The organism is Amycolatopsis sp. NPDC101161 (assembly GCF_044768185.1).
Lineage (GTDB): Bacteria > Actinomycetota > Actinomycetes > Mycobacteriales > Pseudonocardiaceae > Amycolatopsis.
This window is the reverse complement of sequence record NZ_JBIWPI010000003.1, coordinates 404720-429993: the sequence shown is the minus strand read 5'-3', so window position 1 is coordinate 429993 and position 25274 is coordinate 404720. Positions and strand designations below refer to the sequence as shown.

The window sequence follows — 25274 nt, the reverse complement described above, 5'->3', positions numbered from 1 at the left end:
GTCGCGGCGGGGACGTCCGGCATCTCGTCGACGTTCTCCAGCAGCACCTCGATGAACTCGTCGAGGTCCGTCGTGGCGGCAGCTCACCGACCACCGCGCTGTAGACCTGCTCGGGGTTGAGGGTGGCGTCGTACAGCTCGATGCCGACGACGTGGGCCAGGCGCCGGCGCCGAAACGTCGGCCCGTCGATCAGCGCCACCCTCGTTACGCCGCCGGTCCGGACGGTCTACACCGCCTTGACGACGGTGAGGACCTCATTGCGCGGGATCCCTCGGCCTCGGCGGCGACCAGGATCCGCCGCGCGGCCGCAGCGCAGTCGGGTTGAGTATCGAACTGCGCTGGCCGACGTGGAACCGACCACGTCAAGCGAAGGGGGGTGCTCGTTGACCAGGTACGGTTCCCGAGCTCGTCCGTGCGGGCGGCCGGGACATGCCGCCCCGGCCGTGTACGCACACGGGCAGAAGCTGATGAGGGGGGCCGCGGCAAACGACCCGCCTCGTGTCGTGGTCTCGCCTGGACGGTGATGCTGAGGAGACTGCGACGGCACTACGTTCCACTTTTCACGTGACTTTGTGTTGAGTTTGACGCAAAGAGGAAACAACTACGGTCCCGGCCATGCGCCTGACCAGGGGAATCCCGACGAGGCGTTCTCATCCTAGGCTGATAGTGAGCCAAGGAATAAACAATAGAATGATCGCGCGATCTTGATGCGAGTCACGGTGGATATACAAAAAGGCTCGGGTAATTGCCCTATCGGGCGCAGTTGTGGATGATGACCCTGCTCAGGTCCTCCGGGGAGCGCGCGTAGCGGTCGGCAAAGCCGCTGCGGTTAACGGGCTCACTGGAGGACAAGGTCTCGCCTGGACGGGCGCTGACGGAAGGCCTGGACGCTCATGTCCGCATGCTTGTCGCCGGAGCGCAATAGCGCTTCCAACGTGAAAGATCCACCCGCGAAACTCGGTCGGCGATTCACGGTTCTCCCCGGGCGGTCCGATTCTGCGATGCTCTCGCTCAAGCATTTCCTGCGTCGCTGCCTTGGTAATCGCACGTTGCGCTCAGTAGCGTACGAGAGCATGTACTCCGCGGCATCGCTGTCGAAAGCGGTCAGCGGAACTAGTTTGCCGACCTGGCAGCTGACGAAGGCCATCGTCGTCGGGGTGTCGGGCAGCACCCGCGTCCTCGAGACGGCGGGCAGCCTCTGGCAGGCGGCCGCACTCGAACGCCTTGGTCTGCCCATCTCTGAGCTGCAGACCCCCACAGCGAGTACTCCAGCCGAGCTTGCCAAGATCCTGCGCGGCCACATGCTGGGGACCCCAGTGGAGACGGTGGTGGCGAGGATCAACAAGCGCGGCATGATGTCGACGTCGCGCTCGACGATCACCCGGCTGCTCAGCGGTAAGACGCTGCCGAAGCGGGAGCTGCTGGAGGAGTTTCTTATCGCGCTGTACGTAGGGCGAGACGCCATCGATCGGCTGTTAGAGGTCAACCACTTCCTGGCGGTGGAGTCCGTGGATCGTTTCAACAGGGAGTTGGCATGACCACGCCACCGAGTGTTCCTCCCGCAGCCGGGGGGCCGGGTGAGCCGCCCTTCATGAGCCTGCGCACGCTGCTGATCTTGCTGGTCGGGTTCGTGTTCGGGGTGGTCTCCGGGTTCCTGACGTTCCTGGCCTACCGAAACGTGGCAGGGGCGGTGCTGGCCGGCCTTGGGACCGCGGGTGCGGCGATCGCCGTTCTGAACGGCCTCATCGGCTAGCCCTCCCCGGTGCAACGCAACGAGCTGGGCCCCGGTGTCTTCGGGCATCGGGGCCCAGTGCCGTGTTGCACGTCGAGCCCCGGCACCGGCTACGCCTGGAGCGCGAACCCGCCGGAAGGAGCGTCTGGCCCCGGCGCGCGCCGGGTCCGCAGCGCTGGCACTTCGAGCTGCAGAAGTCGTCGCCCCACCCCCGCCCAACGCCGTCGACGGCGGCACGATCGCCGACCTTGCGCACCGCCGCCGTCGCCGACCTCGCGCTGCACGAGGCCGCAGCGCCGCAGGCGGGGGCGCGCTGCGGACGTTTCCTGTCGGCGATGACCGGCACCGGGCAACGAGGCCTCGGTGTCTGCTTCCGTTGGCACCACATTCGATGAGACAGACCAGCAGGAAAGGTCTTAATGGAACTGAGTCCGCGCAGGTCGAGAGAGGCCGCAGGCGTCAGATTCAGCGAGCCAGGACACCGGTGTCCCGGCTCGCTGAAGGTGGCGACGGCTCAGAAAAGATGGCGAACGATGCGAGGCGCCAGCTCGCTGACCCGGGATACGTCACGGGATGTCAGTCGGTAGGCGTCATCGAGTGTCAGTAGCGCGCGGCGAGCCGCGGAGAAGCTGTGGGCGTGGCCGGGAGGCCGCGCCCTTCGTTGTGTCAGCGGTGACGCGTCGTTGGTGACACGGGCGCGTGAAGTCTGGCGTGATGGTGTCGCTCGGTCGGGTGCAGCAGGGGCCGCGGGTTTGATCTTGTGCGCACGTCATGGGCCCCGACGACGACTTCGACGAGCTCGACGACGCGATGTTCGCCGGGCCGGACGAGATGCTGCTGGACACCAGCGGCTGCCCGATCGTCGACACGTGCGCCGGCTGCGGCGGAGCCGATGGCCTGCGCGCGGTCACCTCCGCGTTCAGCAAGCCCGGCGGCTTCGACGTCGCCTGCGCCACCCTCTGCCGGACCTGCGACAACGGCCGCGCCTCAGGTCTCGGGTGGCCGCCTGGCTGGCCGCCTCGGACAGAATGTGTTCGTAGAGATCGGTGGTGCGATCCCAGATCCGGTGCTGGTGGTCTTTCCGTCGGGTCCCGATCAGCACGAGCCAGGAGGTGAGGCCGCTTATCGCACCGCCGATGCCGACGCCGATCCAGGTGGCCTCGGCCGTGGTCAAAGACATCTGTTCATCTTGCCTTCTTGGTGAGGCGGGTTCGCGTTGCTCTGACCGGTGAGTCGACGGACTGGATGAGCCAATCAAGACGGATTCTTGAGCGCGGGCATACCCAAATCCGCGATGCCGGTCGAGGCTCACCAGCTTCTGGGATGCGGCCTGCATGCTCGTTTCCAGCCCGGCGACTTCGCTCGGCCAACCGTTGAGCTTGGCCTTCTGGATCCGATCCCTCAGATTCGCGATGATCTCCGCCAACCGCTCCCGGGCTCCGGGGTCCAGCCGCAGGCTCAGACATCGCGCTCCTTGAGGACCTAGTCCGAGCCGACGTCGACGCCGGGTAGATGCCGCCGAACCAGTGCCAGGTCACCCAAGCGTTGACACCTACGACGAGGCCACCGCCTGGGCCCACCTTCAACCCCAGACCTGACTTTGAAAACATGGGATGTCTGCCGCAGGTGTCGAGGGTCAGTCCGGGTCTGCTGGCATGAGGCCGTTGCGGTAGGCCCAGATGACGGTCTGTACGCGGTCGCGGGCGCCGATCTTGGACATGGCTCGGCTGAGGTGGCTCTTCACGGTGCTTACCTCGACGACCAGGGCGGCGGCGATCTCGGCGTTGGACATGCCCTGGGCCAGCAGTTTGACGATCTCGGCCTCGCGGGCGGTCAGCGCGTCGGCGGTGCCGGCGGCCGGGCGTGGGGCGGACGCGGCGGCGGGGCGGCGGCGGGCGAACTCGCGGATCACGCGACGGGTGACCGACTGGTCGACCAGGCCCTGGCCGGCGGCGACCCGCCGGATGGCGTCGACCAGGTCGTCGGGTTCGGTGTCCTTGAGCAGGAAGCCGCTGGCGCCCGCCTCGAGCGCGCCGAACACGTACTCATCCAGCTCGAAGGTCGTCAGGACCAGAACCGCGGGGGCCGGTTCGATCTCGTGGACGATCTCGCGGGTGGCGTCGAGGCCGTTGCCGTTCGGCATGCGGACGTCCATGCAGACCACGTCGGGGCGCAGCAGGCGGGTGAGGCGTACGGCTTCGGGGCCGTTGGACGCCTCGCCGACCACGCGGATGTCGTCGGCGAGTTCGATCAGGGAACGGAAGCCGGCCCGCAGCAACTGCTGGTCGTCGACGAGGAGCACCGTGATCACGGAGGTGGTTCCCCTTCTGCTCGCGGCACGGTGAGTTCGACCTGCCAGCCCCCGTCGGCGGCCGGGCCGGCGGTCAGCGTCGCGCCGATGAGCTTGGCGCGTTCCCGCATGCCGATCAGCCCGAAGCCGCGGCGGTCGCCGTTGGCGGGTGGTGCGACGACCGCGGGTGGGTCGTTGCGTACCAGCAGGGTGGTGCCGTCGCGGCGGTGCCGGATGGTGATCGTAACCGGGGCGCCCGGTGCGTGATCACGGGCGTTGGACAACGCCTCCTGCGCGACCCGGTAGAAGGCCATGTCGGCGGCCGGCGGGACGTCGCGCGGTTCCCCGGTGACGGTCAGCGAGGCGCCCTGGCCGGACGCCAGCTCGGCGATCCCGGCCAGGCCGGCCGCCGGGGCACCGTTGGTGCCGTCCTCCCGCAGGGCGCCGACGATGAAGCGGAGGTTGCTCAGCGCCTTGCGGCCCTCCTCGCGGACGGTGATCGCGCCGGTGCGCGCGGCCGCAGGGTCGCGTTCCACCAGGCGTTCCACCAGGGCGGCCTGCACGATCACCGAGGTCAGATGATGGGCGGCGACGTCGTGCAGTTCGCGGGCCATCCGGGTGCGTTCGGCGGCCAGCGCCGACTCGACCCGGGCGGCCTGGGCCCGGGCGGCCTCGGCGGCCCGGAGCTCGACGAGTTCGGCGTAGCGGCGGCGCATGGCGACGTTCTGGCCGATGAGGGCCGCGCCGCCGTAGGCGGCCAGGGCCACGAGAAGTTGCCCGGCGGCGCGGGCGACCACGGCGGACGGCTGCATCACGGGGGCGGGTCCGAAGGTGGCCGGCACCGCGCTGAACAAGACATAGCCGGCTATCTCGGTGCCGGCCGCCGCGGCGGCCAGGGCGAACGAACGACGTACGGTCAGAAGCGTGCCGCAGGTGTAGACCGCGATGGCGACGGCCGGCCCGCGCACCCCCTGCCCGGTGGGTACGACGGCGGAGAGCACGGTCTGCAGGACGAGCACCAGTGCGATGCACACCAGCGGCCGCACCCGGCGCAGGCACAGCGCGATCGCCTGCGCGGCCAGCAGGGTCAGCACGACGAAGCCGGTGGCGGTCACGGTCGGGTCGGGAAACCACAGCACGGTCGCCGACAGGAGCGCCACCAGCGCCGCGAGAGCACAGTCGCGGCGGAACGGCGAGGTCAGGCCGAGTGCGTCCCACGGCCGTACGGAATCGGTCATGGCCTGTCCGGATTCGGGGGGTCGGTGCGGGTGCGGCCGGGTCGCGGCCGCACCCGCGAATGGTCAGCGGTGCCGGGCGAGCCACTTGCCGATGTCGGCCAGCACGACCGGGTCGGGGTTGGCCTCGGCCGGGTTGTACTGGGGAGTCACGTTCAGGAAGTGACCCATGCCCGGGTAGGTGATGAGCTCGTGGTCGCGGTTGCCGGCCGTGGTGAGCGCGACGTCGGTGACGATCGCACCGCGCACCCGGGTCTGGATGTCGGTCTGGCCGTTCAGCAGCAGCACCGAGCCGTGGTAGTGGACCAGGTCCTGGGCGGGGGTCGGGAACCGGGCGATGTCAACGAGGTAGTCGGCGAAGCCCTTCGGGGCGTTCGTGAGATTCGGGTACTCGGCGAAACCAGCGGCGGCCTCCACGGCCGGGCGCACCTCGGCGTCGATGGCCAGCTTGCCGTCGCCGTTCGCGTCGAGCCGGCTGTTGACCTTGTCGTCGTGCGCGCCGTCGAGCAGCAGCGGGCGCAACTGCTGCGCCGTGCCGGCCGGTTGACCCAGCAGACCCTTGGTGATCTCGTCGGCGGTCAGCAGGCCGTCGCCGTCGAAGTCGAACTCGTCGTGCAACTGTCCCAGACCCGCTCCGACCGCCTGGTAATACACCACCTCGCGGGGCGTACCGCTGACCACGCCCATTTCGACGACGCCGGCCGGACCGGGGATGCCGTAGGTCCGTGGGGCGGCGGCCAGGTTGCTCGCCACCTGGGTCCCTTCGCTGTGGCCGAACAGGAACAGCCGCCCGGTGTCGACCCGCGACGACTTCGCGGCGAATCGTACGGCCGCGGCCGCGTCCCGCACCACCTGCTCATAGGGCTTGGCCGGATAGAGGAAGGCCGGATTATCGCTCAGCTTCGGGCCGACGTCGACGACGCCCCGCTTGTTGAAGCGCAGCACGGCGAAGCCCTGGTGGTTCGCCGTCTGGGCGACCTGCTCGAGCGGGGTCGCGCCGGTGTCGACGGTCTCGTTCAGGTCGTTCTTGCCGCTGCCGTGCAGCAGTACCACGGTGGGTAGCGGGCCCTCGGCGCCGCGCGGATAGGTGAGCTCGCCCTTCGACACCCACCCGCCGTCCATCGGGATGGTGACCTCGTCCCGGACGATCCCGGCCCAGCCGTCCGACGTCGCCGGCACGAGCGATGCCTCGGCCCGTGCGAACGGCACCGAACCGACCGCCAGTGCGGCGGCGACCACGGCCACGGCCGCCCCGGCGAGGACCGACAGCGTTTTACGCTGGCGCCTTCGTTGCGAATTCGCGTGCTCGACCATGGTGAACTCCCTCGTGCTGCCGATGGCGCCGGCCGGACGACCGGCGCCGTGGCTTGAACCCTTCCGTCCACCCGTGGTCCGGCACATCCGTCGCAGGCCGGAACTCGGCCTTACGACCTCCGATGGAAATCGGGGCCGCGGATCGTGCGGTCAGTCAGTCTTGCGGGCCACCCCGGCATAGAGGCCGACCGACTTCGGGTCGGGAATCTCGGTGCCCGCGGCCGGCCACCACTCGCCGGCCGGCACGATGCCGGGCTCGATCAGCGTGAATCCGTCGAACACCGCCGCCATGTCCGGCGCGGGTCATCGGCCACACGTCGGAGCGCCCCTGATCGAGCATCGTCCGGTAGGTCGCGGCGTTTCCGAAAGCCCAATGCAAGTGATCGAAGCATCGTCTCCAGCTCCACTGCGCGGTGCCAACCGCTGAGGAAATGCCATGAGTATGAGACTGATCTTGATGACGCCGCAGTGAGACAACTGAGAAACACCAGGTCATACAAGATCGACATGTCAAGCACAGTGAGAACCTACAGTCGGCGGCCCGCGCTCCGGCGCCCGCGGCGAGTACGGCGATCTCCTGCCGATCCGGCCCTCCGCAGGCGTCCCTGTCCAGTGCCTGCGCGGGGAGTACCTCACCCACCTCGGCATGACCCAGACCTACAGCCACCGGTACCGCCTGCACGGCACCCTCTGCTTGTGGACCTGGTTGGAGCGTGACCGTTGACCGGCGGGCTGGCGGGCTGCAGTCCGGGGTCAGACAGTGGTCTACCGGCGCGACCGGCGGTGCATCACCGGCGCTGTTTCAACGGACATGTTCTCGATGTCGCGGGGCGGACCATGGGCTACGACCATTCGGTGTATGTGCCGACGGCGAGTTGCAACCTCTGCCAGGCGCTTGGTTTGCCCAGGCCGACTTGGTTTGAGATTGATCTGCGGTTCGCGCACGAGACGCCGCCGACGGGCACCGAGCTTGTGCTGGCCGCGAGGCCGCCGACGAGGAGGGCCGGTGTGGGGCAAATCGTCCTGCAGCTGCGCAGTCAGCAGATCGGCAGCCTCAACTTGTGGTTGTGTGGGATTGACCGGAGGGCGTGATCGGTCCGGTTCAGGTCGATTCGTCCTATCGGCGTCACGGGTTCGGCAGGGTTCTCGTCGCGGCGGCGCTGGCACGAGCGGCGGGCTATCGATGGTCGACGACCGCAATCAGTGAGTCGGTGTCTGCACGGGCGTTTTGTGCGGCACTGTGTTGGCCGGATGGCGTGGAGCTGAGCAGCCCGTTCTATCGCTCTCACATGAAGCTCGCGAACGGCGGCGATGTGTAAGCATCGCCCGGAGTGCGCGTATGAGCACAAGATCACCCACGCCTGGGGAACACGGCGTGAACCGGCCGGCCGCTGCCCTTCCTCAAAGCAGAGTGGACCCTCCACCATCCAAGGGGTACAGTTACACCTGTACCCCTTGGAGGTAGCCATGCCTGACTTACTTGACCAAGTCCTCGACCGGCTTCGCGCGGTCGCCGACCCGTACCATCGGCTCAGCAAAGCCGAAGAGCTCGACGAGGCCCTTGTCGCCGCCCGCAGCGCCGTCACCATGGTCAAGAAAGCCGCCATCAACGAGCTGCGTGACCGCACCACGGGCTACGGCACGATCGCCGGCCGCCTCGGCGTTACCAAGACCCGCGTGCAGCAAATCGCCAACACCGCAGACAGACACGGCCTCGTCGTCGTCTCCCTGCGTGACGAGGCCGGCCACTGGCATGGAGAACCGGACCTTGCCCCTGGGTACACCAAGGTTGAGGCCTCCATGGCGCATCCCTTCCGGCCGGCCAACGAGCATCATCCGCTCTACGGCCAGACCCTTCTCGCCCGCTGCGTCGACATGCCGTACGACCACCGAGTCAGCCTCTACGCGTTGCACCTGCTCGGCGCTGACGACAGCATCTGTCCCATCCGCATGACCCTAAACGTGTTCGACATGCTCTTCGACTCCACGAAAACCCAGCCGGTCACAACAGGCTGAGAACAACTCTCGCCGCGCGAACGTCCGATCGAGAAAGAAGAACAGCATGCCGGGTCGAGTGCCGTGGGAACGCTACAGCGGAGACGAAATCGAAGCCGTCATCGCAATGATGCTTCTGCGCGAACATCCGCGCGGCCAACGCATCCGACCCTCCCGCGGCGACGGCGGAATCGACGTCCTCGTTCCGCACGCGTCGCACCGGTGGGAGGTCTTCCAGATCAAGAAGTTCACCACTACGCGCGACCGCTCCCAGGAACGCCAGATCACCAAGTCGTGGAACAGCCTCCTCGCCTACACCAAGGAAAAGAACATCCGCGTCACCGCGTGGCACGTGGTACGCCCGATCGACCCCACACGGGAAGATCGTGAATGGCTCTCCGAACTCACCGCGGACTCGGGCATTCCCAGCGACTGGATCGGCCTGACCACAGTCGACAACTGGGCAGCCGACTACCCCCAGATCGTCGACTACTACTTCAACAACGGCCAGCAGTACGTCCTCGACACCGCGCGAACCCTCGTGCAAACCCTTGGCGTCACCGGCGCGACCGAACCCAGCACAGTCCTTCAACCGGTCGCCGCCTTAGCCAGCATCCGCAGCATCGTCTCAGCGCTCAACAAGACCGACCCCCACTACAAGTACCGCTTGTCCGCGCAGCTCGCTCCGCAAGACAGCCAACCAGTCATGACACCTGCACCCGGAGCGGCGTTCTCAGCTGTCGTCATCGAGGACGGCACCATGGCCCAGCTGGACATCATCGCGCACTACGACGAAGCGCACCTCGATCGCCCCTTACCGGTGGATCTGCAGGTCACGATCACTGCCGAATCCGATGACGTCCGCCAGCAGATGCGCGACTTCCTCGGCTACGGCATCCCTTTCACCGATGTCCCTGCAAGTGTTGTCACCGCCGAGCTTCCCGGTGGGTTCAGCTTCGCCGACATGGAGCGGATCTCTGTCTCCGTTCTAGCCAACGACGAAACCAGACCCTTCGAGCTTCGTGGATTCGACCACGACGGCAACCTGGTCGCGACACTGTCGCTGGCCATGCAGCGACCCACCGAAGCCCGCGACGGCACCGAACGACTCGCTTGGACCGGGCGCGACCTCGCCGACATCGTCACCGTGGAGTTCCGCATCGACTTGAGAGACCACACCGTGACCTTTGGAGTGACCTTGCCGGATATCTCCGGCGCGAATCCCACGCTAGCAGCAGAATCCTTAGCCGCACTTCACGCGCTCAAAGCCGGATGCCGAATCAAGGTCGGCGTGCCCGGCGGTCCGCCAGCCCTGTCGCTGGCCCAGCTGCCGGAAGACCTCGTTAGCGGCGATGCCGAACCCGACTACCTATCCCAACTGTCTATCTGCCTGGCGCTACGCACCTTGCAAACCAAGATCCCGCAACAGTTGCGCGTCCCAGAACTATCCACAGTCGAGCAAGGCCAAGCGGTCGGATGGCTTCATGCTGCGGCACTGGTCGAGGGCCACCACGTTGTCACATCCTGGTCCGCGCTCAGCGTCAGTCAGGACACCGACAGACCACTTTCCTTGCCGTGCTGGGTCCGTGTGACCTGGCACCTGACGGTCGAGATTGACGGTGCCGAGTGGAACCTCGGCTACATTCACCAGACCTGCAAAGCCCAGCACTGGACCCCCACGGATGACACCGGCGGGGGAATTCTGACTCCCGGCGAAGACGACCAGCTTATCCTCACCATCGCTGAAGGAAGCGGCGAAGAAAACCAAGCCCAACTCGGCCGAGTCCACACCAGCCCGATAGATCAGGCGTAGCCTTTCCTCTCGACAACCAACTGGTCGGCGACGCCGGGCACGTGAAGCCCGACCGCATGTTGCTGCGCTGGATACGCCACCACCTCGGCCGCGACGTCGACGTCCGCACCGCGCGCCACCTCATCACCGACACCGCCAGGACGCTGCACCGCACCCCCTGGGAGCTCGACCATACAATCTGGCGAGCACGACCGACCTCCCACCGCGGCTGAGCGCGGCTGTGCCTTGGCCCTCCGTCAGCCGGGGCGCATCCGCCACCAAGTTGCTCACGAACGACGGATCCTGCGGCCTCGGGACAAGCGCGCGGGGTACGGCATTCGGGTGAGGGATGTAACTCCGGAAGGCGGAATGGCGAGTCTGTCAATGCGGGATTTGAAGCGAGCCGGATGCCGTAATCGAACCGCTCGCGGTCGAGTGGGCCAGTCGTGATCACTATCGGTACCTGGAATCTGGAGAACCTGTTCCGCCCCGGCGGTGACGGGCCGAGAACCCCCGCGGACTACGACGCGAAGATCGAGGCCCTGCGCGCCACTATCACCGGCATCAACCCCGACGTCCTCGCCGTCCAGGAGGTCGGCGACCCCGAAGCCCTCACCGACCTCGCCAAGGCCCTCGACGGAAATTTGCGCCCCACGCTCTCCCAGCTCCACGACGCCCGCGGAATCCGGGTCGGATTCCTCAGCCGCCATCCCCTGACCGTCGTCGACGACACCATCACGCTGCCCGACGACCTGGCGCCCATCCAGGTCGCCGACCTGCCGACTGAACTGAGCTATCAACTCGGCCGCAGCGCCCTCACCGTCACGGTCGAGCCGGCGGCCGGGGTCGTGCTCACCCTGATCACCTGCCACCTGAAGTCCAAGCTCCTCACCGTCCCCGGTGGTCGGTTCGGCACCGACGACGAGGATGAACGCGCCCGCTACGGCGCCTACGCCCTCTACCGCCGAACCGCCGAGGCCGTCGCCGTCCGCGAGCTCGCCACCGCCGCGCTCGCCGCCGGCGACGACCAGCGGGTCGTCGTGCTCGGTGACCTCAACGACGAACCCGCCGCCACCACCCAGATCCTGCAGGGCCCCACCGGCTCCGAAATCGGCACCCGAGGATTCGACCACCCCGACGGCGGCGACCCCCAGCGACTCTGGAACCTCGCCCCCCTGCATCCCGGCCGACGAGCGCTACTCCCGCGTCTACCGGGGCCGGCGCGAACTGATCGACCACATCTTCGCCAGCCACGCCCTCCTCAAACCGCTTCCTCAGGTCCGCACCGTCCACAACCACGACCTGCCCTCCATCACCGACACCCCCACCGCGGGCGACACCAAGTCCGGCTCTGACCACAGCCCCGTCGTCGCCACCTTCGACATCCCGTAATCCGACCTCGGCAGCGTTCGGTGACAGACGCTCGGCGCCGTGAACCGAACTTGGGCGGGCGTGGCTGTCACTCCGATGAGGCACACCCGTGCTGTCAGTCGCCGCCTTCACCGCCGTCCCCAACCTCACCCTCGATTGCAATTTCCTCATCAGGCGACTGCGCATTGTTCTTTGCGGGATCGAAGGCGCGCCCGCGATCGGTCGCTCCTTCGAAATCGGCGTCGCTGGTGAAAACCGCCTCGGTGAACCACACCTGACCAGCGAAAGACGCGTTCGCGAATTTGGTTGGGCCGGCGAAGGTCACCCCGCTGAAGTTGGTATCACTGGTGAAGGTCGCATCGTCGAACGAGGCGTTGCCAGTGAACGCCGCTCGTTCGAATCGGGTCTCGTCGGTGAACTTCGCCCGGTTGAACCAGGCGCCGCCGACGAACCTCGCCTCGTGAAACCAGGCGTCGCCGGTGAACGTCGCCCCGTCGAACCAGACGCCGTCGGCGAAGCTCGCGCCGTCGAATCGAGTGAGGCCGGTGAACGTCGCGAAGGCGAACCCGGCGCCGCCGCCGAACCTGCCGTCGCCGAACCTCGCCCCGTCGAACCAGGCGTCGCCGGTGAACGTCGCCCTGCCGAACCGGGCGGTGCCGGTGAAGGTTGCGCCTCGGAAGCTGGCCGCTCCGATTTTGCACTCGGCGAGGGAGAAGTTGACGAGGGTGGCGCCCGTGAGGTCGATGTCGATATCAGGCCAGAAGCTGGCCTGAGGGTTGGCTGGGTCCTCGCCGGGCTGCAGATGGTGTCGCAGAATGTCCTGTGTGGTTACGCGCATTTCACGTTCTTGCAGCCGGGCTTCTCCCGTATGGATGTCGGGGCGTGGTACTAGCGGGCGACGAATCGTGGTTGATCGCAGCAGCGGGCGCCGTATACCTAGCGGGCGGAGTCCGCCGGTCGCCGGTGGCAGGGTGTATGGGCTGCGGAGGTAGGAACAAATCACGTTGACCACGATCTGTCGCTGATCGGGATTGCCCTGCGCGATCCGTTCGAGGGCGTAAAGGCCACTGTGGCTGACCGTGGCCAGCGGGGACCCGAATTGCTCGACGGCCTTGAAGTACAACTCATTCAGTCGTCGCTGGGCAGCGTCGTCCTCGGTGGCCTTGGCGACCCGTTCCTGGAGGGCCATCGTGGCCGCGTGAACATCCTGCTGGTGGGCGAGGGTGCGTTCGGTGGAGTCCTGTCGTCTCCAGGCCAGGTACAGCGCGACGACACCGCCGCTGCCTACCCCGATACTCAATCCGATCTTGAGGGCGTCTAGCCGGGCGGTCACCAGTACGGCGCCGTTGAGCCCGGCAGTCGCTGGCCACCACAGCACCAACACCGCTCCTGCGGTCAGCAACGCGATCACGGCCGCGGTCAGCCACATCGTCTTAGGCGACAGCTCCCTTAACCGCAACCGCGGCGCCGCAGCGGCGCTCTGCTGAGTTGAAACGCGAGTACGCGAAGGCGTCCGCGTGGCGTGGTCGGTCATGTTCACCTAAGTCGCCGCGGCCCACCAGGATGTTGCAAACCACCGCAGGTGGGGTGCCGGCGGGTCCGATCATGACCGGCAGCGCACAATCGCAGCTCGTGTCAGCCTTGGCCGAGCCCTGACGCGGACGTGTTCCCCAGGACCTGCGCGGAGTCCACAACGGGTCCGGGACCGACCAATGCAACCAGCCGGTCGCTTGTTGTTGTCCGACCTCTTCAAAGGCGTTGTCGCAGACAGTGACCACCATGTACTGTCGGCGCAAAAATTTCGGACAATAGTCATTCGAAAAAAAGACTACCTCGACCGCCGCAAGTTAGAAGATGACGAGAGGATGTTCACGATCGGGACACGAACCCTTATCGCATCACTGGGAGGCGGCATCACCACCATTGGATTCGACGCAGAATGAAGCAAATCGGCTGCCAGACGCTCGGACGATGCGTCAGCTCAGCACTGCACTTGGAGGGCGGAATGCGATCACTGACAACACCTGCAGGCAAGATCATTGGGTGCCTGATCCTCGGCATACTCCTGACCGTCGTCTCCAGCTGCAAAGGATCCGCACCTCCAAGCGCCACGCCTGCGGAGGTATCGCCCACTACGATTTCATCGATGTGCGCCATTCGGATCAGCGCGGATGCTGGCGAACCAACGGGAACGCCTGCCGATGATACCTTCGTGAACGTATGCACAAAACTGATACGGCCCGTGCAGGTGCAGTTTTCGCCGCTACCACTAAGCCTCGGAAAGGGAGGCAACATTCCAGAATCATGGGCAATCGTTGGATGCATGACATCAGCCAGTGGACCAGTAACAACTCTTGGACTAGTTGATTCCGAAACATTTCAGAATCCTGCCAGTGTACGCGGCGACCAAATCTGCGGGACCCTACCGAAGATTGGGATTTCCAAATCGAGCGGCAAAGTAGGCATACTCCCATCTCCTGGGTCACGAGCTGCCGCACACGCATTTGAGGAGTGCACTCGAGATCTGCTGGCACCTCCACAAACGCAGCAGCCTCTACCGGTTCGAGGCCCTGAGACCATCAGTGCCGGACTGGGTGTAGGCATAGGTATTGCCTCAGACTTAATCGACTACGGCCAAAAGATGACCCCGGAACAGAAAATTGCAGCTGGCACGGCTCTGTTATTCGTAGTTACGCCGACACTGGCAGCCGTTGCGGCAGGTTTTCCGGCAGCGGCACCTGCTCTGTTAACCGTTGCAGAGGCCACATTGACGAAGGGGATAACCTGGACGGGGACGGGAATTTACGAGCTAAATAAAAATTCCAATTCCACATCCGGAACTAATTTGCCTAGCAGCAACAGTGGTCCTATTTCACAAAGTGGCCCAGGAGGCAGTCTAGCAAGCGCAACAGGAAGCGCTCCAGGAAGCAGTCCGGCACACACCCCAGGAACTTCCCAACCGCCAGCCCCACCCTCGTCGGCCGATGGCTCTCAAAAGCCGGGGCCGGATGCCGAACCCGCACCTAATTCTTGCATGCGCGCGATAGCGCGCCTCACGGCATGCCTGGGCCAGAGGGATCCGTGCGAAGACCCGGAGACCTCCGCCGCATTAAAGAAGATCAAAGACATGGAATGCCACAGTCAGCAGGTTAATGTCGCGCCGGACAGTGAATACTGTTCCGAAAGGAAGCTTGATTTCGATGCCATTGCGACCGTACTTGTCCGTCAATGTGAAAAGGCGTCTTCCGTGATCAAGCCGGAGTCCGAAGCCGTCAGATGCCCCCTTTTGGCGAACGCAGGCTCTGGCGTGTTGGCTTCTAGTATCCCTAAGATCTGCCTACAAGAATCGACGCCGAGTTTTAGATGCCCAGACTTGGGTGGCCGTTGACATCGGAGATGCCGTCGGCGCGGTCGTGCGCTGGCGCATAGCGGTTGATCCAGATGGTGAAGTCGCGTGGTTGCGGGTTGGCGGAGTCGCGGCTGTGGATTGTAGTCGCTGGCCGCATCACCGGCAGGGTGGGCGGGTGCTGATACGGCTGACGTTGCAGACAGCTTCGAGTTCGGCGCGCAGCTGACGGTTGTCAAGACTGAGGCGTTGGATGGCGGCCATCGCGAGGGCCACCTGGTCGGTGAGTTCGCGATTGGTGAGCCGAAGCCGCGTGTTCTGTTCAGTGAGCCGTTCCACCGCCGTACCGTCGCGCCGGCTGATGTCAGGCTTCCGGCTGCTGTCCGGACTTCGGATGATTTCGGCGACGATAGCGGGAAAGTTGCGGCGGAAGGTACTGTTGGCCAGCCCGACACGCTGTGCGAGGGCAAGGACGGTCGGCGGTCGTCCGGTGGTCCCTACTGTCTCGTTGCGGAGCGCGTCGAGGGCCGCTCGGACATCGTCCTCGGCGGGTAGGCTGGCGCGGCGGGTCATGGCGTCTCCGGGGCGTGACGGCGCAGGAACGCGGTGATGCGGTCGCGTCGCTCGGTGAGCCGGTGCCGCAGCAGCGGCGGGAGCGTAGGGATCTTGGCGAGTTCGTGCTCGATGTGGGACACCTCGTCGCGCAGCGCGGCGTGGTTCGCGCTGTCGAGCGCGACGTTCGCACAGTTCAGTGGTCGGCACGCTGCCAGGACGGGTCGTAATCCGGTGGCGCGGTTGCTGAGGCAGAGGGCGGTGTCGGGGTTGAACACGCAGGTGACGTACTTGCCCGGGTAGATGGCGGGATCGGCGCGGCGAAGAACCCGCTCGAGCCGCCGAGGATCGGTGACGACCGCCCCTGCGAACGCGGCGGCGAACGTGTCGAGGCGCCGCGTGCCCTCGGCAGCGGCTGGTCCTGTCAGGCCGGGATGGTCGTGCTCGGTGGCCATGGCCAGCAGTGCTTCGCCGCGAGTGAGGGCCTGTTCGGCTTCGACCTCGGCGCGGAATCCGGAGTCGGAGGTGCCGGCGTAGCCCTCGAACATGTGAATGCTCAGATGGCGGTACTGGATTGCGCCGGCGATGGAGCCGCCCGGACGGCGGGCGATGAACCAGGCGAGGGTGCGGCGGAACTGCCCGCGGACTCGCTCGCGCCGATCGGGAAGAGCGCGAACCTGACGTCGACACCACGCTTGAGCGAAGGGATCCGACAGCGTGAACGCCCAGCACTGAGAGATTTCCCTGCAGCTTGCTCCGCGCAGTAGCCGGGGCGGATGAAAACTCGGACTGTCCCGCCAAGAAACCGCATTGATCACCCATCGTTCACCTGATCCGGGCGCCAACACCCCCCACGCGGGTGACTTCACCAGGATGGCGGATTAGCGCTGGTCACGCGTCATTTCACTCGTTGAGGGCACGCGAGGCACATCCTCGCGGTGGCACAATTATCAATGCTGTCGACCGGGTGATCCTTGGGGGGTGAAACCATAACGGGAAACCGGAAGGCTACGTGCTGGGTCACTGCCGCAGGCGTGGTCACCAGGCTGAACGTAGTCGCCGGTCCAGCTCAGGCGGCGACGGTCCACTCGGCTGCGGTCACCATTGTGGTGCACCTCTCCTGCAGTGCGGGCTTCACAATGTACTTCTGTTCGGCGAATCCCACCGGTGGGATCGCGCCTTGAATCGAGTCCTGAAACAACAGTGACTCTTTCACCGCCGCCGATCTGCAGCAGCCCGTGCGTCGGCTGCGGCACGGTCGTGACGGTCACGGTCCGCGACAGCGCCGGAAATACCGGTTCGCAGGGGGCGACCGTGATCTGCATCCTGGACGCGCGCTGAACCGCAGCCGGCATTCCGTATCCGAGTTCAGCCGGGGTCCGTGCGAGAACCGGCAGGGGGGGAATGAGAATGGAACAGCCGATCACGCTCGACGTCAACGCCTCCGACGTGCACGCCGAAGGCGCCCGCCTGCGGGACCGGGGGCCGGTCACCCGGATCGAACTGCCCGGTGGCGTTCCGGCCTGGGCCGCTACCGGGAACAATGTCCTGCGTCGCCTGCTGGCCGACCCTCGGGTGTCCAAGGACGCGGTGCAGCACTGGCCCGCGTTCACCAACGGAGAGATCGCCGATGACTGGCCGCTGCGGATCTGGGTTTCGATCCGGAACATGTTCACCGCCTACGGTGCTGACCACCGGCGGCTGCGTTCCCTGATGGCCGCCGCCTTCACGGCCCGCCGCACCGAGGCGCTCCGCCCGAAAGTCGAAGAAATCACCCGGGACCTGCTCGACGCCATCGAGGCGGATTCCGGTGACGCACCCGTCGACCTGCGGGCGCGATACGCCTACCCGCTGCCGATCGAGGTCATCTGCCGGCTGTTCGGCGTCCCAGCAGACAAACGGGCCGGGATCCGCCAAGTAGTGGACGGTTTCTTCGACAGCGCGATCACCGAGGAACAGGCGCAGGCGAACGTGGCGGCGGCGTACGCCCTGTTCACCGAACTGATCGCGCAGAAGCGCGCGGCACCCGCCGACGACCTGACCAGCGCGCTGATCGCCGCGCGCGACGACCGGGACGGCGCACTGACCGAAACCGAGCTCGTCGACACGATGATGCTGATGATGACCGCCGGCCACGAGACCACGGTCAACCTGCTCGACCACGCCGTCACCGCGCTGCTGACCCACCCCGATCAGCTCGCCCTGGTCCGGTCCGGGCGACGGTCCTGGACCGCCGTGGTGGAGGAGACGCTGCGCTGGCAGGCGCCGATCCCGTACACGCCACTGCGGTACGCAGTCGAGGACATCGAGGTGGACGGCACGATGATCCGCCGCGGCGACGCGATCCTGGTCGCCTTCGGCGCAGCCGGGCGCGACCCCGCCCAGCACGGCGACACCGCCGACGAGTTCGACATCACCCGCGCGGCCGCACCGCACCTCACCTTCGGCTACGGCGTCCACCACTGCCCGGGCGCGCCGCTGGCCCGGCTCGAAGCCGAGGTAGCGCTCCCGGCGCTGTTCGCCCGCTTCCCGGACCTGACCCTCGCCGTGTCGCCGGAGGAACTGACCACCCTCCCCACGTTCCTGTCCAACGGGCACACCAGCCTGCCCGTCCACCTCCGGCCCGCACCTCGCTGACGCCGGAACCGTGAACTCGGACGCCTGACGGTTCCGGTCGTGTCACCCGCCACGGCGATCTGCTCGCGGACTTGAGCACCGCCCGCCAGCGGCTCCCCCGGTGACTGACCACGCAGTCATGAGGCACCGAGACCGAGCCAGCGACCGATAGGCGCATCTGCCTGCCGCGTCAGGGCCAGGGTTCTCACTCCTCCGAGGGACGCATCGCGCTGCGGCCAGCATGGTCGGGCTCTCGGAGTTAACGTCGAGTGACACTGAACGCTCGCGGGACAAGGAGGTCACCGTGGCCGGAAAGTTCGAGATTTACCAGGACAAGGCGGGCAAGCACCGCTTTCGCCTCAAGGCCGGCAATGGCGAAGTCGTTGCTGTCGGCGAGGCCTACGAGAGCAAGTCAGGCGCCCGGGCAGGCTGCGAAGCCGTACAGCGAGCCGCCGCAGGGGCTCAGATCGTCGAAGCGGACTCCTGATTCCGAAGCCGGGCTTGAGGGTGATGTCTGCACTCAAGCCCGGCTTCGCAGCGCTTTCGCCCTTCTCCACCTACGATCGTCGCGGCCGGACTGCGGCAGCGCGGCGGGCCCCGAGCCCGCCGCGCCCCGCCGGCTCAGCGCCGGGTGATCTCCCAGAGCACGTTGTCGCCGTGCTGCTGGGTCCAAAACAGCCGCCAGCCATCTGCGAACGGTGTCGGGCGCTGGGCACCGAGGATGCCCTGCGGGGACGGGTCGCCGTTGGACGCGTGGATGCCGGTGATCTCGTTGTCGCCGTCGTTCTGGAACCCGGTCCGGCCGGACAACGCCGAGTCCAGCGTCGCCGACGGGTCGCGGCCCTCGGCGAGGAACCGCAGTGGCTGGGCTCCGTGGGCGTAGTCGGCGAGCAGGTCGAACAGGTACGCCGAGTCGAGCAGCCCGCGCTGGGTGTGCAGGGTGTCCCCCGCGTCCTCGACGAACGCGACGTGGTCGGCGTCGACGAACGTCACGTTGTCCAAGCCGGTGTGCTCCTTATTGCCGTTGTAGACCAGCGACAGCGTGCCGGTGTCGGCCTTCGGGTCGGCCTGGCTGAGCTTGAGCACCGCGCCCCAGCCGCCGAAGCCGTCGTTGGCTGTACTCGTCGCGTTGGTGTCGCCGGTCTCGTCGAAGTAGAACTCGCGGAAGCCGGTGCCCGGCCGGAACTGCCCGTTCTCCGGCCGCTTGAACGGCGTGGCCCCGGCCGCCTTGGCCAGCGCGTTCGCGTCGAACCCGGCCGAGGCCGGGTCGGTGGCGGTGTCGTGGATGGTGACCCACTTCGTGTCGAACGACATCCCGTAGGTGTGCAGGTCCCTGGTGTCGTCGCTGAAGGCGTTGCCCTGCGGGTGCGCGGCGTCGATCGGCTGGAACGCGATCGGGGACCCGGTGGGCCGCGAGCGCACCTGCAGGGCCTGCAGCTTGCCGTGCATGAGGTCGCCCTTGTCCTCTGGGTACGAACCGGTAGACGAAGCTGTTGGGCAGCTTGGCGTTGGTCCCCGGTACGGTGGCGCCGCCGGAGTCCTCGACGACCCACAGGTTGCCCGCGGAGTCGTTCTGGATGCCCTCATAGCCGCCGCGCCCGAGCGCGCCGGAGACGTCCTCGGTCCGGGTTCCGTCCAATGTGGACTGCCAGACCCCGCCGCTGGCGCCGAGTTCGGCGGTGAACAGCAGCCGCCGCGCCCACGGGTCCCACGTCGAGCCATCGAAGTCCGGCAGCGGCTTGCCGTCGGTGGTCGCGGTGGACACCAGGGTGACCCGGTGGGCGGCGTCGGCGTCGGCGTCGAGGTTGACGCGCGTGATGTAGCCGGTTGCGCCCGCTTCGTGGCCCTGGAAGACGAAGTGCGTTCCGTAGTCGTAGTGCGGGTCGGCGCCGCGCTGGCCGTGCAGCACCAGGTAGGTCTTCTTGTCCGGCTCAGTCTTGGACGCCTCGACCAGGTGCCCGGCTGCGGGCAGGTCACCCGGGGCCGGCAACCTAACCTTGGCGCGCAAAGCTGACGGTGCCTGACGGCGTCGGTTGTGGGCTCGTGGCATGAGCAGGCTGTCCACCTCGCTCTGACGACGTTGATGCCGACCAGCGCGACCTCCGCGGCGCCGCCGCCGGATGATCCTGCGGCACCCGACCTCGAACTCGCGCCCACGACGACCGCGGGAGCGACCTGTGGCCAGCTGACACGCGTGGCCACAGCCTCGTGCATTGGCACGGTCTGACCGGCCTGTCGTTGATGGGATGGCGGCCGAACATGCGATCCTGTTGAGTTATGTCTCGGGTGCAGCGGCCTAACGGCGCAGGGTGGACGGACCAGCGCCGGAAGCTTCATGCGCTGCTCGCCGAGCGCATACAGCTCCTGGCTGATTACTACGAGTCGGCCATCTACTTCTTGTATACACCGAGTGCGCCCGCTCGGATGTCTCATCTGGGTCACGCCATCCGTGAATTGTGCAACCACATGCCAGACGCTGTGAACGTGGCCCGGTTGGACCGCAGCAACACGGAGAACAAGATCCCGGCCCTGGCAGCTGCGTGGGACAAGGCCGGCCTGCCCGATGACGTGGCCGACCTTCCCAGATGTTCCACACCTGGCAGCACCTCTGACGCGCGCCACGTCCCGCGTTCGGTCGTCGTCGCTGCAGCGGATCTCGTGGTATCCACCCGGATACGAGGAAACAATCGTCGCCGCGCTGCGTTGATGATCGTGGACCCGCATGCCCCCGACGGACAGACCGCGGCGGAAAATGACCCGACAGTGGTTCGCTGGGTAAAGATCATTGACCGGCAGCTTTCCTGGGTGCACGCCTTCGACAAGAAACCTCCGCCCATCACGGAAGCTCAGCTAGTTGAGGACTTCGTCTTCTTGGAAGAGGTGATGCGGGGAGTGCTCGCACCGTTGGACGTCGTGGCAGACCTGGATGACCTGCTCGCGCAAACGCGGCCGGCATCCTCGGCGGCAGAGGACCCGGATGGTGGCGGTGCAGGAACGGCCGCCGGTGACGGCGAGGGTGCAGCCAGCCTGGATGGCGGCAACAATGGCTGAGCAGCGGGACGTTGTTTGGCCCGTACCGACCCCGGAACAGCTGGATCGGGCGGAGAGCCTGGTACGGCACCCGCGGCGGCTGCTGTATTTTCTTGAGAGGCTGGACAATCCGCTCTGGCTGGCTCCGCTGGCCGCTCGCGGGTGGTTCGACGCGGAGCGCATACCCGAGCCTGCCGTCGACGACGCTGGAACCGCTCAGATCAGCGATTGGCCTCCGGCCGCGTACCTGGCTCGGGTGGCCGGGAGTGTGCCGGAGACGGCCGAGGGCATCATCGAGACGATTGAGGGCACCACCAACCCGCTCGTTCAGCGGCATCTCGTGACGGCTCTGCTGGCCTTGCCGCCGCAAAGGGCCGCCACTTTTGACGGCGCCGTGGTGTCGTGGATACGCGGTCCGTACGCCGCTTGGCTTGATGAACGTGCTCTGACGAGCCTGACGACGGCATTTCTGCAGCTTGGCGACACGGACGCCGGAGTGGTTATCACGTTGGCCTTGCTGAACGCCGTACACGACGAGTATGTCCTTGGCGAAATGGCCCAGGCGCTCAGCCGGCCACTCGCAGAGGCCGGCCCCGCCGGCGTCGGCGTCTTCGCCGACGCGCTCGACCAGCGCGCGGATGCCCAACATCACCTGGATCGGGTCAACTTTGGCCGGGTGTCGATTGGAGCACGCCGAGAAAATCAGCACCTCGATGGTGACACGGATTCGCTGATCGATGGGCTGCGTGACTCTGCCTTGGAGTACACGCGCAGAACCGGCCAACCGGACGTCATTGATGAGTTGTTGAACCGACCCGACGCGATTTACCGGCGGGTCGCCTACCATGTCGCCACAGTCATGATCAGCGAGTTGGGCGGACTCGGCCCGCAACCCGATCAGGGCTTGGCCGATTCCTTGGTGGCACTGCGTGCTCGTGGTCGAGACTGCGTGATGAGCGCTGCCGCATTGGCTGACTCGTCCACCCTGCTGGAGTACGGCCTGCTAGCACAGACGATGCTGCCGCACCTCTCTGCTGCCGACCTGGCGACGCTGGCCGATTGGGTGCGCGCGGGTCCGGAACTGAGCGACGACGAAGTACAACGCTTGATTGCCTTCGAGGGCGGCTCGAGTGACGACGTGGTTGACGCGTTCGCCGACCGGTGGCGCTCGGAGCGGCTTGCCTTGTTCGGCCCCGACAACCTTCCGGTACCGCTTCGGCAGATCGCGGACGAGCTCACAGCACGAGGCATTGAAAGGCCGCAGTATCCGGGGCTAAGCCACGTGACGTCCCCCTGGCCTACATCGCAGTCCCCCCTGTCAGCTGACGAGGTGGCGAGCATGCCGGTTGAGCACCTCGTTACCTGGCTCGCCGATCATCCACCGTCGCAGCGGTCGTGGTTCGACAGTCCCGAATCGTCCCTCGCCGACCAGCTCGCGGCGGACGTTCGATTGCGACCCGCCGAGTACACCGCCTACGCGTCACCGTTCGCGACCTTGGCGCCGCTCTATGTCTCCAAGCTGCTCACTGGACTCGACTCCGCCATTCACACCTCCGGTGCGAACCGCACGGACGACGAACCACCATCGTTGGGCCTTGTGTGGTCCAACCTGCTGGACGCCAGCACGATCATCGCGAATCTCCCGGACACCGGCGAGCCTGATGCGCAGCACGCGCCCGACTCGCCACGATGGCTACACCGGAGCCTGGCCTACCTGATCGACACAAGCCTCACCGCAACCGCCTCCGGGCTCACACTTGATCACGCCGATGGTATCCTCGCGATCCTCACGCAACTTCTCGGCAGCCCCGATCCCACACACGCCGATGAGGCCGACGACGCCGCTACCTCCGATCCCACGTTCCGATCAATCAACTCGGTGCGAGGGATAGCAATGAACGCGATCATGGCGTTCATCGGGTGGTGGCACCGGCAAGGTGGCACAGAAACGTCTCTCCCGACGCAGGTCACCACGTTGCTGAATCGTCACCTGGACGTCAGCCTCGATCCCTCACCGGCGATCCGATCGGTCTACGGGCAACACATCCCGCAGCTGCACCACCAGATGCCGACGTGGACACGCGCGCACATCAACGAGATCTTCGGCCCCACAGAAGCTGCGGCTACGCCGCGGACCGACCATCGGCAACCGACGCAAGACGCTGCACTCACGCTCGACCGGCGGCTTGGTCAGGTCGCGTTCGACAGCTACCTCTTGTCCGACGGCCCGTACTCCAGTACATGGGGCTTGCTGCAGCCCCACTACGAGTCTGCGCTTCATGCATTATCGAAGCCGCCGAGAGGGCGGCAAGGGAGTCCACGCGACACCCGGCAGAGGCTGCTGGATCACATCCTGCTGTTCGTCGTGTGGGGCATCCTGAACGTCGAGGACCCGCGCCTGAAGCCCGTCTTCCGCTCACAGTGGGCGGGCGACGCATTCACGCAACTCGGCTTCGCCCTCCAGCACTCGACGTCTGTCGATGAGAGCACCGCGGACGGTCTGCGCAGGCTCTGGACATGGTGGCGGCGACGAGCCGAGCGACGAACCGGAGACCCTACTGGAGCTGCGCGCATGGTCGCTGGCTTCCCTCGATGGTGGCACGCAAGCAAACTCGGGGAAGACTGGGAGTTCGACGAACTACTCGCCGTCTTGAAAATATCACCGCGCATTGAAACTCCAGCGATGATCATTCAGGACATGGTTAAGAAATTCGCAGGACATGAAAAGGAAGCACTGGAGACAATCGAGATAATTCTGCACCACGCGGGCAGTGATCAGCAACGGTACTACGCCGCAGGGAAGGCTGAGCCGATCCTGCGGTCCTTGAATCGCAGCGAAGACGCGGAGATCAGACGGCTCACCCAACGATTCTTGCAAACGCTGGCCGCCTGGGGCATGATCGAACTTGCCCAGAGAATTGCTGCGGAGCCCGAATAAAACAAGGCGCACATTCCTTCCGGTACAGGGCGCGGGACTCGACTCATTGCGGCCATGGGCTCGTTGTCTTGAACGTTGGAATGTCCGTCAAGACGCATAGCGTTCAGTGTTTCCTAGTCGGTGGCGCCGGGTATGGCGGTTCCCGTTGAGGATAGCTTGCCGTACAACTCCTTTTGGCGGCGCGGCACGACCATCCGATGCGACCGGCTGTCAATCTCGCCGATACCACGGGATGAGGTGCAGGAGTGCTTCGAGCGTATGCGCTGCAGCGGCCCGCGTCGAGCTGCGACGAGCGAACGTCGCCCCGACGGCGACCGTGGCGATCAGCGACGTCATAACGACGGTCGCGACAACGAGGCACACCAGAGCCGGGTGGGCGTCTCCCCTGTCGCCGAACACCGGAGCGTCGGCAACCTGCTCGTTGGTGATGCCGTGAATCCGGCGGGCGAACTGACTGATCGGCTGATCGGGCTTCACCAGCCAGCTTCTCGGCACCCCGACGACGCCGGCGACGATCGACACCGCAGCCAGCTCCACCAAGTCGGGCGGCTGGTGGCCGTTGCCTTCGACATCGACAACGACGTAGCTGAGGCTTGTCCATTCCGTCATGAGCTGGTGGTGTCCTTCCATCCGATGTCCGCGCGGCCGTGTCGGTGCGCGTGGCGCGGGTGGCGTCCGTCGTCGGCCTGGAATCCGAGCGCGTACTGCAAGAAGTGGCGCGGTTGCTTCACGGCAAAGTCGGTTACCACGGCGGCCCGCTCGGTGATGTGGTTCTCTCGGTCGGATGCGACCGCGTTTATCCGTGACAACCGACCGCGCCCGGTTCGGCAAGGAGTGTGTGTTCGTGAGGTTCGACCGCACCCGATGCCCGGCTCGTGCGGCGGGCACGCTCGCTTTTCCTTAATCCTTGTCGACCGTGGCCGTCTCGACGACGCAAGTCCACGCGCTGTCGTCGGCCATCCGATGCGGAATCATCACGTTGCTAGTCAGTGGACCACCAACGGCAGGTGATTCGCCGGGAGAACGTGTTCCAGATCTGCCGTCCGGATCGATCTTGGCGATG

General features: G+C 66.1%; 22 protein-coding genes. 11 read left to right on the top strand and 11 right to left on the bottom strand.

What is annotated here, in order from left to right; translation table 11 throughout:
* The first annotated feature begins 1001 nt into the window (after positions 1-1001).
* Positions 1002-1538 carry a hypothetical protein gene (locus tag ACIRSS_RS23795; RefSeq protein ID WP_400898381.1) on the top strand — a complete coding sequence of 179 codons (537 nt, stop codon included), beginning with the start codon at positions 1002-1004 and terminating at the stop codon, positions 1536-1538.
* Entirely contained in the window at positions 1535-1753 is a 219-nt protein-coding gene (locus tag ACIRSS_RS23790) for a hypothetical protein (protein ID WP_400898379.1), read from the top strand. Before ACIRSS_RS23795 ends, ACIRSS_RS23790 begins: the two co-directional genes overlap by 4 nt.
* 898 nt (positions 1754-2651) lie before the next feature.
* Here the strand turns inward: ACIRSS_RS23790 and ACIRSS_RS23785 are convergent.
* The 5 genes from ACIRSS_RS23785 to ACIRSS_RS23765 all read right to left on the bottom strand — a co-directional run bounded on the left by ACIRSS_RS23785 (position 2652) and on the right by ACIRSS_RS23765 (position 6862).
* A complete protein-coding gene (locus ACIRSS_RS23785) occupies positions 2652-3158 on the bottom strand; it encodes a hypothetical protein (RefSeq protein WP_400898377.1) in 507 nt (168 codons plus the stop codon).
* 210 nt (positions 3159-3368) lie between these two features.
* Positions 3369-4043, bottom strand: coding sequence for a response regulator (locus tag ACIRSS_RS23780; protein ID WP_400898375.1), 675 nt, complete (start codon positions 4041-4043; stop codon positions 3369-3371).
* Entirely contained in the window at positions 4040-5260 is a 1221-nt protein-coding gene (locus tag ACIRSS_RS23775; protein ID WP_400898373.1) for a sensor histidine kinase, read from the bottom strand. The genes ACIRSS_RS23780 and ACIRSS_RS23775 overlap by 4 nt, the downstream gene beginning before the upstream one ends.
* A 63-nt stretch (positions 5261-5323) precedes the next feature.
* Positions 5324-6571, bottom strand: a complete 1248-nt coding sequence (locus tag ACIRSS_RS23770) for a hypothetical protein (RefSeq protein ID WP_400898372.1) — start codon at positions 6569-6571, stop codon at positions 5324-5326.
* Between the two features lie 150 nt (positions 6572-6721).
* Positions 6722-6862, bottom strand: coding sequence for an SAM-dependent methyltransferase (locus ACIRSS_RS23765; protein WP_400898371.1), 141 nt, complete (start codon positions 6860-6862; stop codon positions 6722-6724).
* Between the two features lie 797 nt (positions 6863-7659).
* Between ACIRSS_RS23765 and ACIRSS_RS23760 the strand changes: the two genes are divergently transcribed.
* From ACIRSS_RS23760 to ACIRSS_RS23750, 3 genes are all read left to right on the top strand, one after another.
* The gene (locus tag ACIRSS_RS23760) at positions 7660-7890 is read left to right on the top strand and encodes a hypothetical protein (protein ID WP_400898370.1); all 231 of its coding nucleotides are present in this window, start codon (positions 7660-7662) and stop codon (positions 7888-7890) included.
* A gap of 148 nt (positions 7891-8038) precedes the next feature.
* Positions 8039-8587, top strand: coding sequence for a hypothetical protein (locus tag ACIRSS_RS23755; protein WP_400898369.1), 549 nt, complete (start codon positions 8039-8041; stop codon positions 8585-8587).
* Positions 8588-8633: 46 nt separating this feature from the next.
* Complete coding sequence (locus tag ACIRSS_RS23750) at positions 8634-10379, top strand: hypothetical protein (RefSeq protein WP_400898368.1); 1746 nt, start codon at positions 8634-8636, stop codon at positions 10377-10379.
* Here ACIRSS_RS23750 and ACIRSS_RS23745 read toward each other — a convergent pair.
* Positions 10370-10528: a hypothetical protein gene (locus ACIRSS_RS23745; protein WP_400898367.1), complete on the bottom strand. Its 159-nt coding sequence runs from the start codon at positions 10526-10528 to the stop codon at positions 10370-10372. The two genes, ACIRSS_RS23750 and ACIRSS_RS23745, sit on opposite strands and share 10 nt — an antisense overlap.
* Before the next feature lie 276 nt (positions 10529-10804).
* Between ACIRSS_RS23745 and ACIRSS_RS23740 the strand changes: the two genes are divergently transcribed.
* Positions 10805-11713 (top strand): endonuclease/exonuclease/phosphatase family protein, encoded by a 909-nt coding sequence (locus ACIRSS_RS23740; protein ID WP_400898365.1) that lies wholly within the window; start codon positions 10805-10807, stop codon positions 11711-11713.
* A gap of 131 nt (positions 11714-11844) precedes the next feature.
* Here the strand turns inward: ACIRSS_RS23740 and ACIRSS_RS23735 are convergent, their stop codons facing one another.
* From ACIRSS_RS23735 to ACIRSS_RS23725, 3 genes are all read right to left on the bottom strand, one after another.
* Positions 11845-13158, bottom strand: a complete 1314-nt coding sequence (locus ACIRSS_RS23735) for a pentapeptide repeat-containing protein (protein WP_400898363.1) — start codon at positions 13156-13158, stop codon at positions 11845-11847.
* A 2076-nt stretch (positions 13159-15234) separates the two neighbouring features.
* A complete protein-coding gene (locus ACIRSS_RS23730) occupies positions 15235-15648 on the bottom strand; it encodes a hypothetical protein (protein ID WP_400898361.1) in 414 nt (137 codons plus the stop codon).
* Positions 15645-16445, bottom strand: coding sequence for a hypothetical protein (locus ACIRSS_RS23725; protein WP_400898359.1), 801 nt, complete (start codon positions 16443-16445; stop codon positions 15645-15647). The genes ACIRSS_RS23730 and ACIRSS_RS23725 overlap by 4 nt, the downstream gene beginning before the upstream one ends.
* A gap of 592 nt (positions 16446-17037) precedes the next feature.
* Between ACIRSS_RS23725 and ACIRSS_RS23720 the strand changes: the two genes are divergently transcribed.
* Positions 17038-18264 carry a cytochrome P450 gene (locus tag ACIRSS_RS23720; protein WP_400898357.1) on the top strand — a complete coding sequence of 409 codons (1227 nt, stop codon included), beginning with the start codon at positions 17038-17040 and terminating at the stop codon, positions 18262-18264.
* 283 nt (positions 18265-18547) lie between these two features.
* On the top strand, positions 18548-18730 hold the full coding sequence (locus tag ACIRSS_RS23715) for a YegP family protein (RefSeq protein WP_400898355.1): 183 nt from the start codon (positions 18548-18550) through the stop codon (positions 18728-18730).
* Between the two features lie 134 nt (positions 18731-18864).
* On the opposite strand, the gene ACIRSS_RS23710 is transcribed toward ACIRSS_RS23715, so the two are convergent.
* Positions 18865-19692: a hypothetical protein gene (locus tag ACIRSS_RS23710; RefSeq protein WP_400898353.1), complete on the bottom strand. Its 828-nt coding sequence runs from the start codon at positions 19690-19692 to the stop codon at positions 18865-18867.
* A gap of 328 nt (positions 19693-20020) precedes the next feature.
* On the opposite strand from ACIRSS_RS23710, the gene ACIRSS_RS23705 reads away from it, so the two are divergent.
* The 3 genes from ACIRSS_RS23705 to ACIRSS_RS23695 all read left to right on the top strand — a co-directional run bounded on the left by ACIRSS_RS23705 (position 20021) and on the right by ACIRSS_RS23695 (position 24211).
* On the top strand, positions 20021-20257 hold the full coding sequence (locus ACIRSS_RS23705; protein WP_400898351.1) for a hypothetical protein: 237 nt from the start codon (positions 20021-20023) through the stop codon (positions 20255-20257).
* 470 nt (positions 20258-20727) lie between these two features.
* The gene (locus tag ACIRSS_RS23700; RefSeq protein ID WP_400898349.1) at positions 20728-21294 is read left to right on the top strand and encodes a hypothetical protein; all 567 of its coding nucleotides are present in this window, start codon (positions 20728-20730) and stop codon (positions 21292-21294) included.
* Positions 21224-24211 (top strand): hypothetical protein, encoded by a 2988-nt coding sequence (locus tag ACIRSS_RS23695; RefSeq protein WP_400898347.1) that lies wholly within the window; start codon positions 21224-21226, stop codon positions 24209-24211. The genes ACIRSS_RS23700 and ACIRSS_RS23695 overlap by 71 nt, the downstream gene beginning before the upstream one ends.
* Before the next feature lie 210 nt (positions 24212-24421).
* Here the strand turns inward: ACIRSS_RS23695 and ACIRSS_RS23690 are convergent, their stop codons facing one another.
* Positions 24422-24820: an exonuclease domain-containing protein gene (locus ACIRSS_RS23690; protein ID WP_400898345.1), complete on the bottom strand. Its 399-nt coding sequence runs from the start codon at positions 24818-24820 to the stop codon at positions 24422-24424.
* Positions 24821-25274 lie beyond the last annotated feature (454 nt).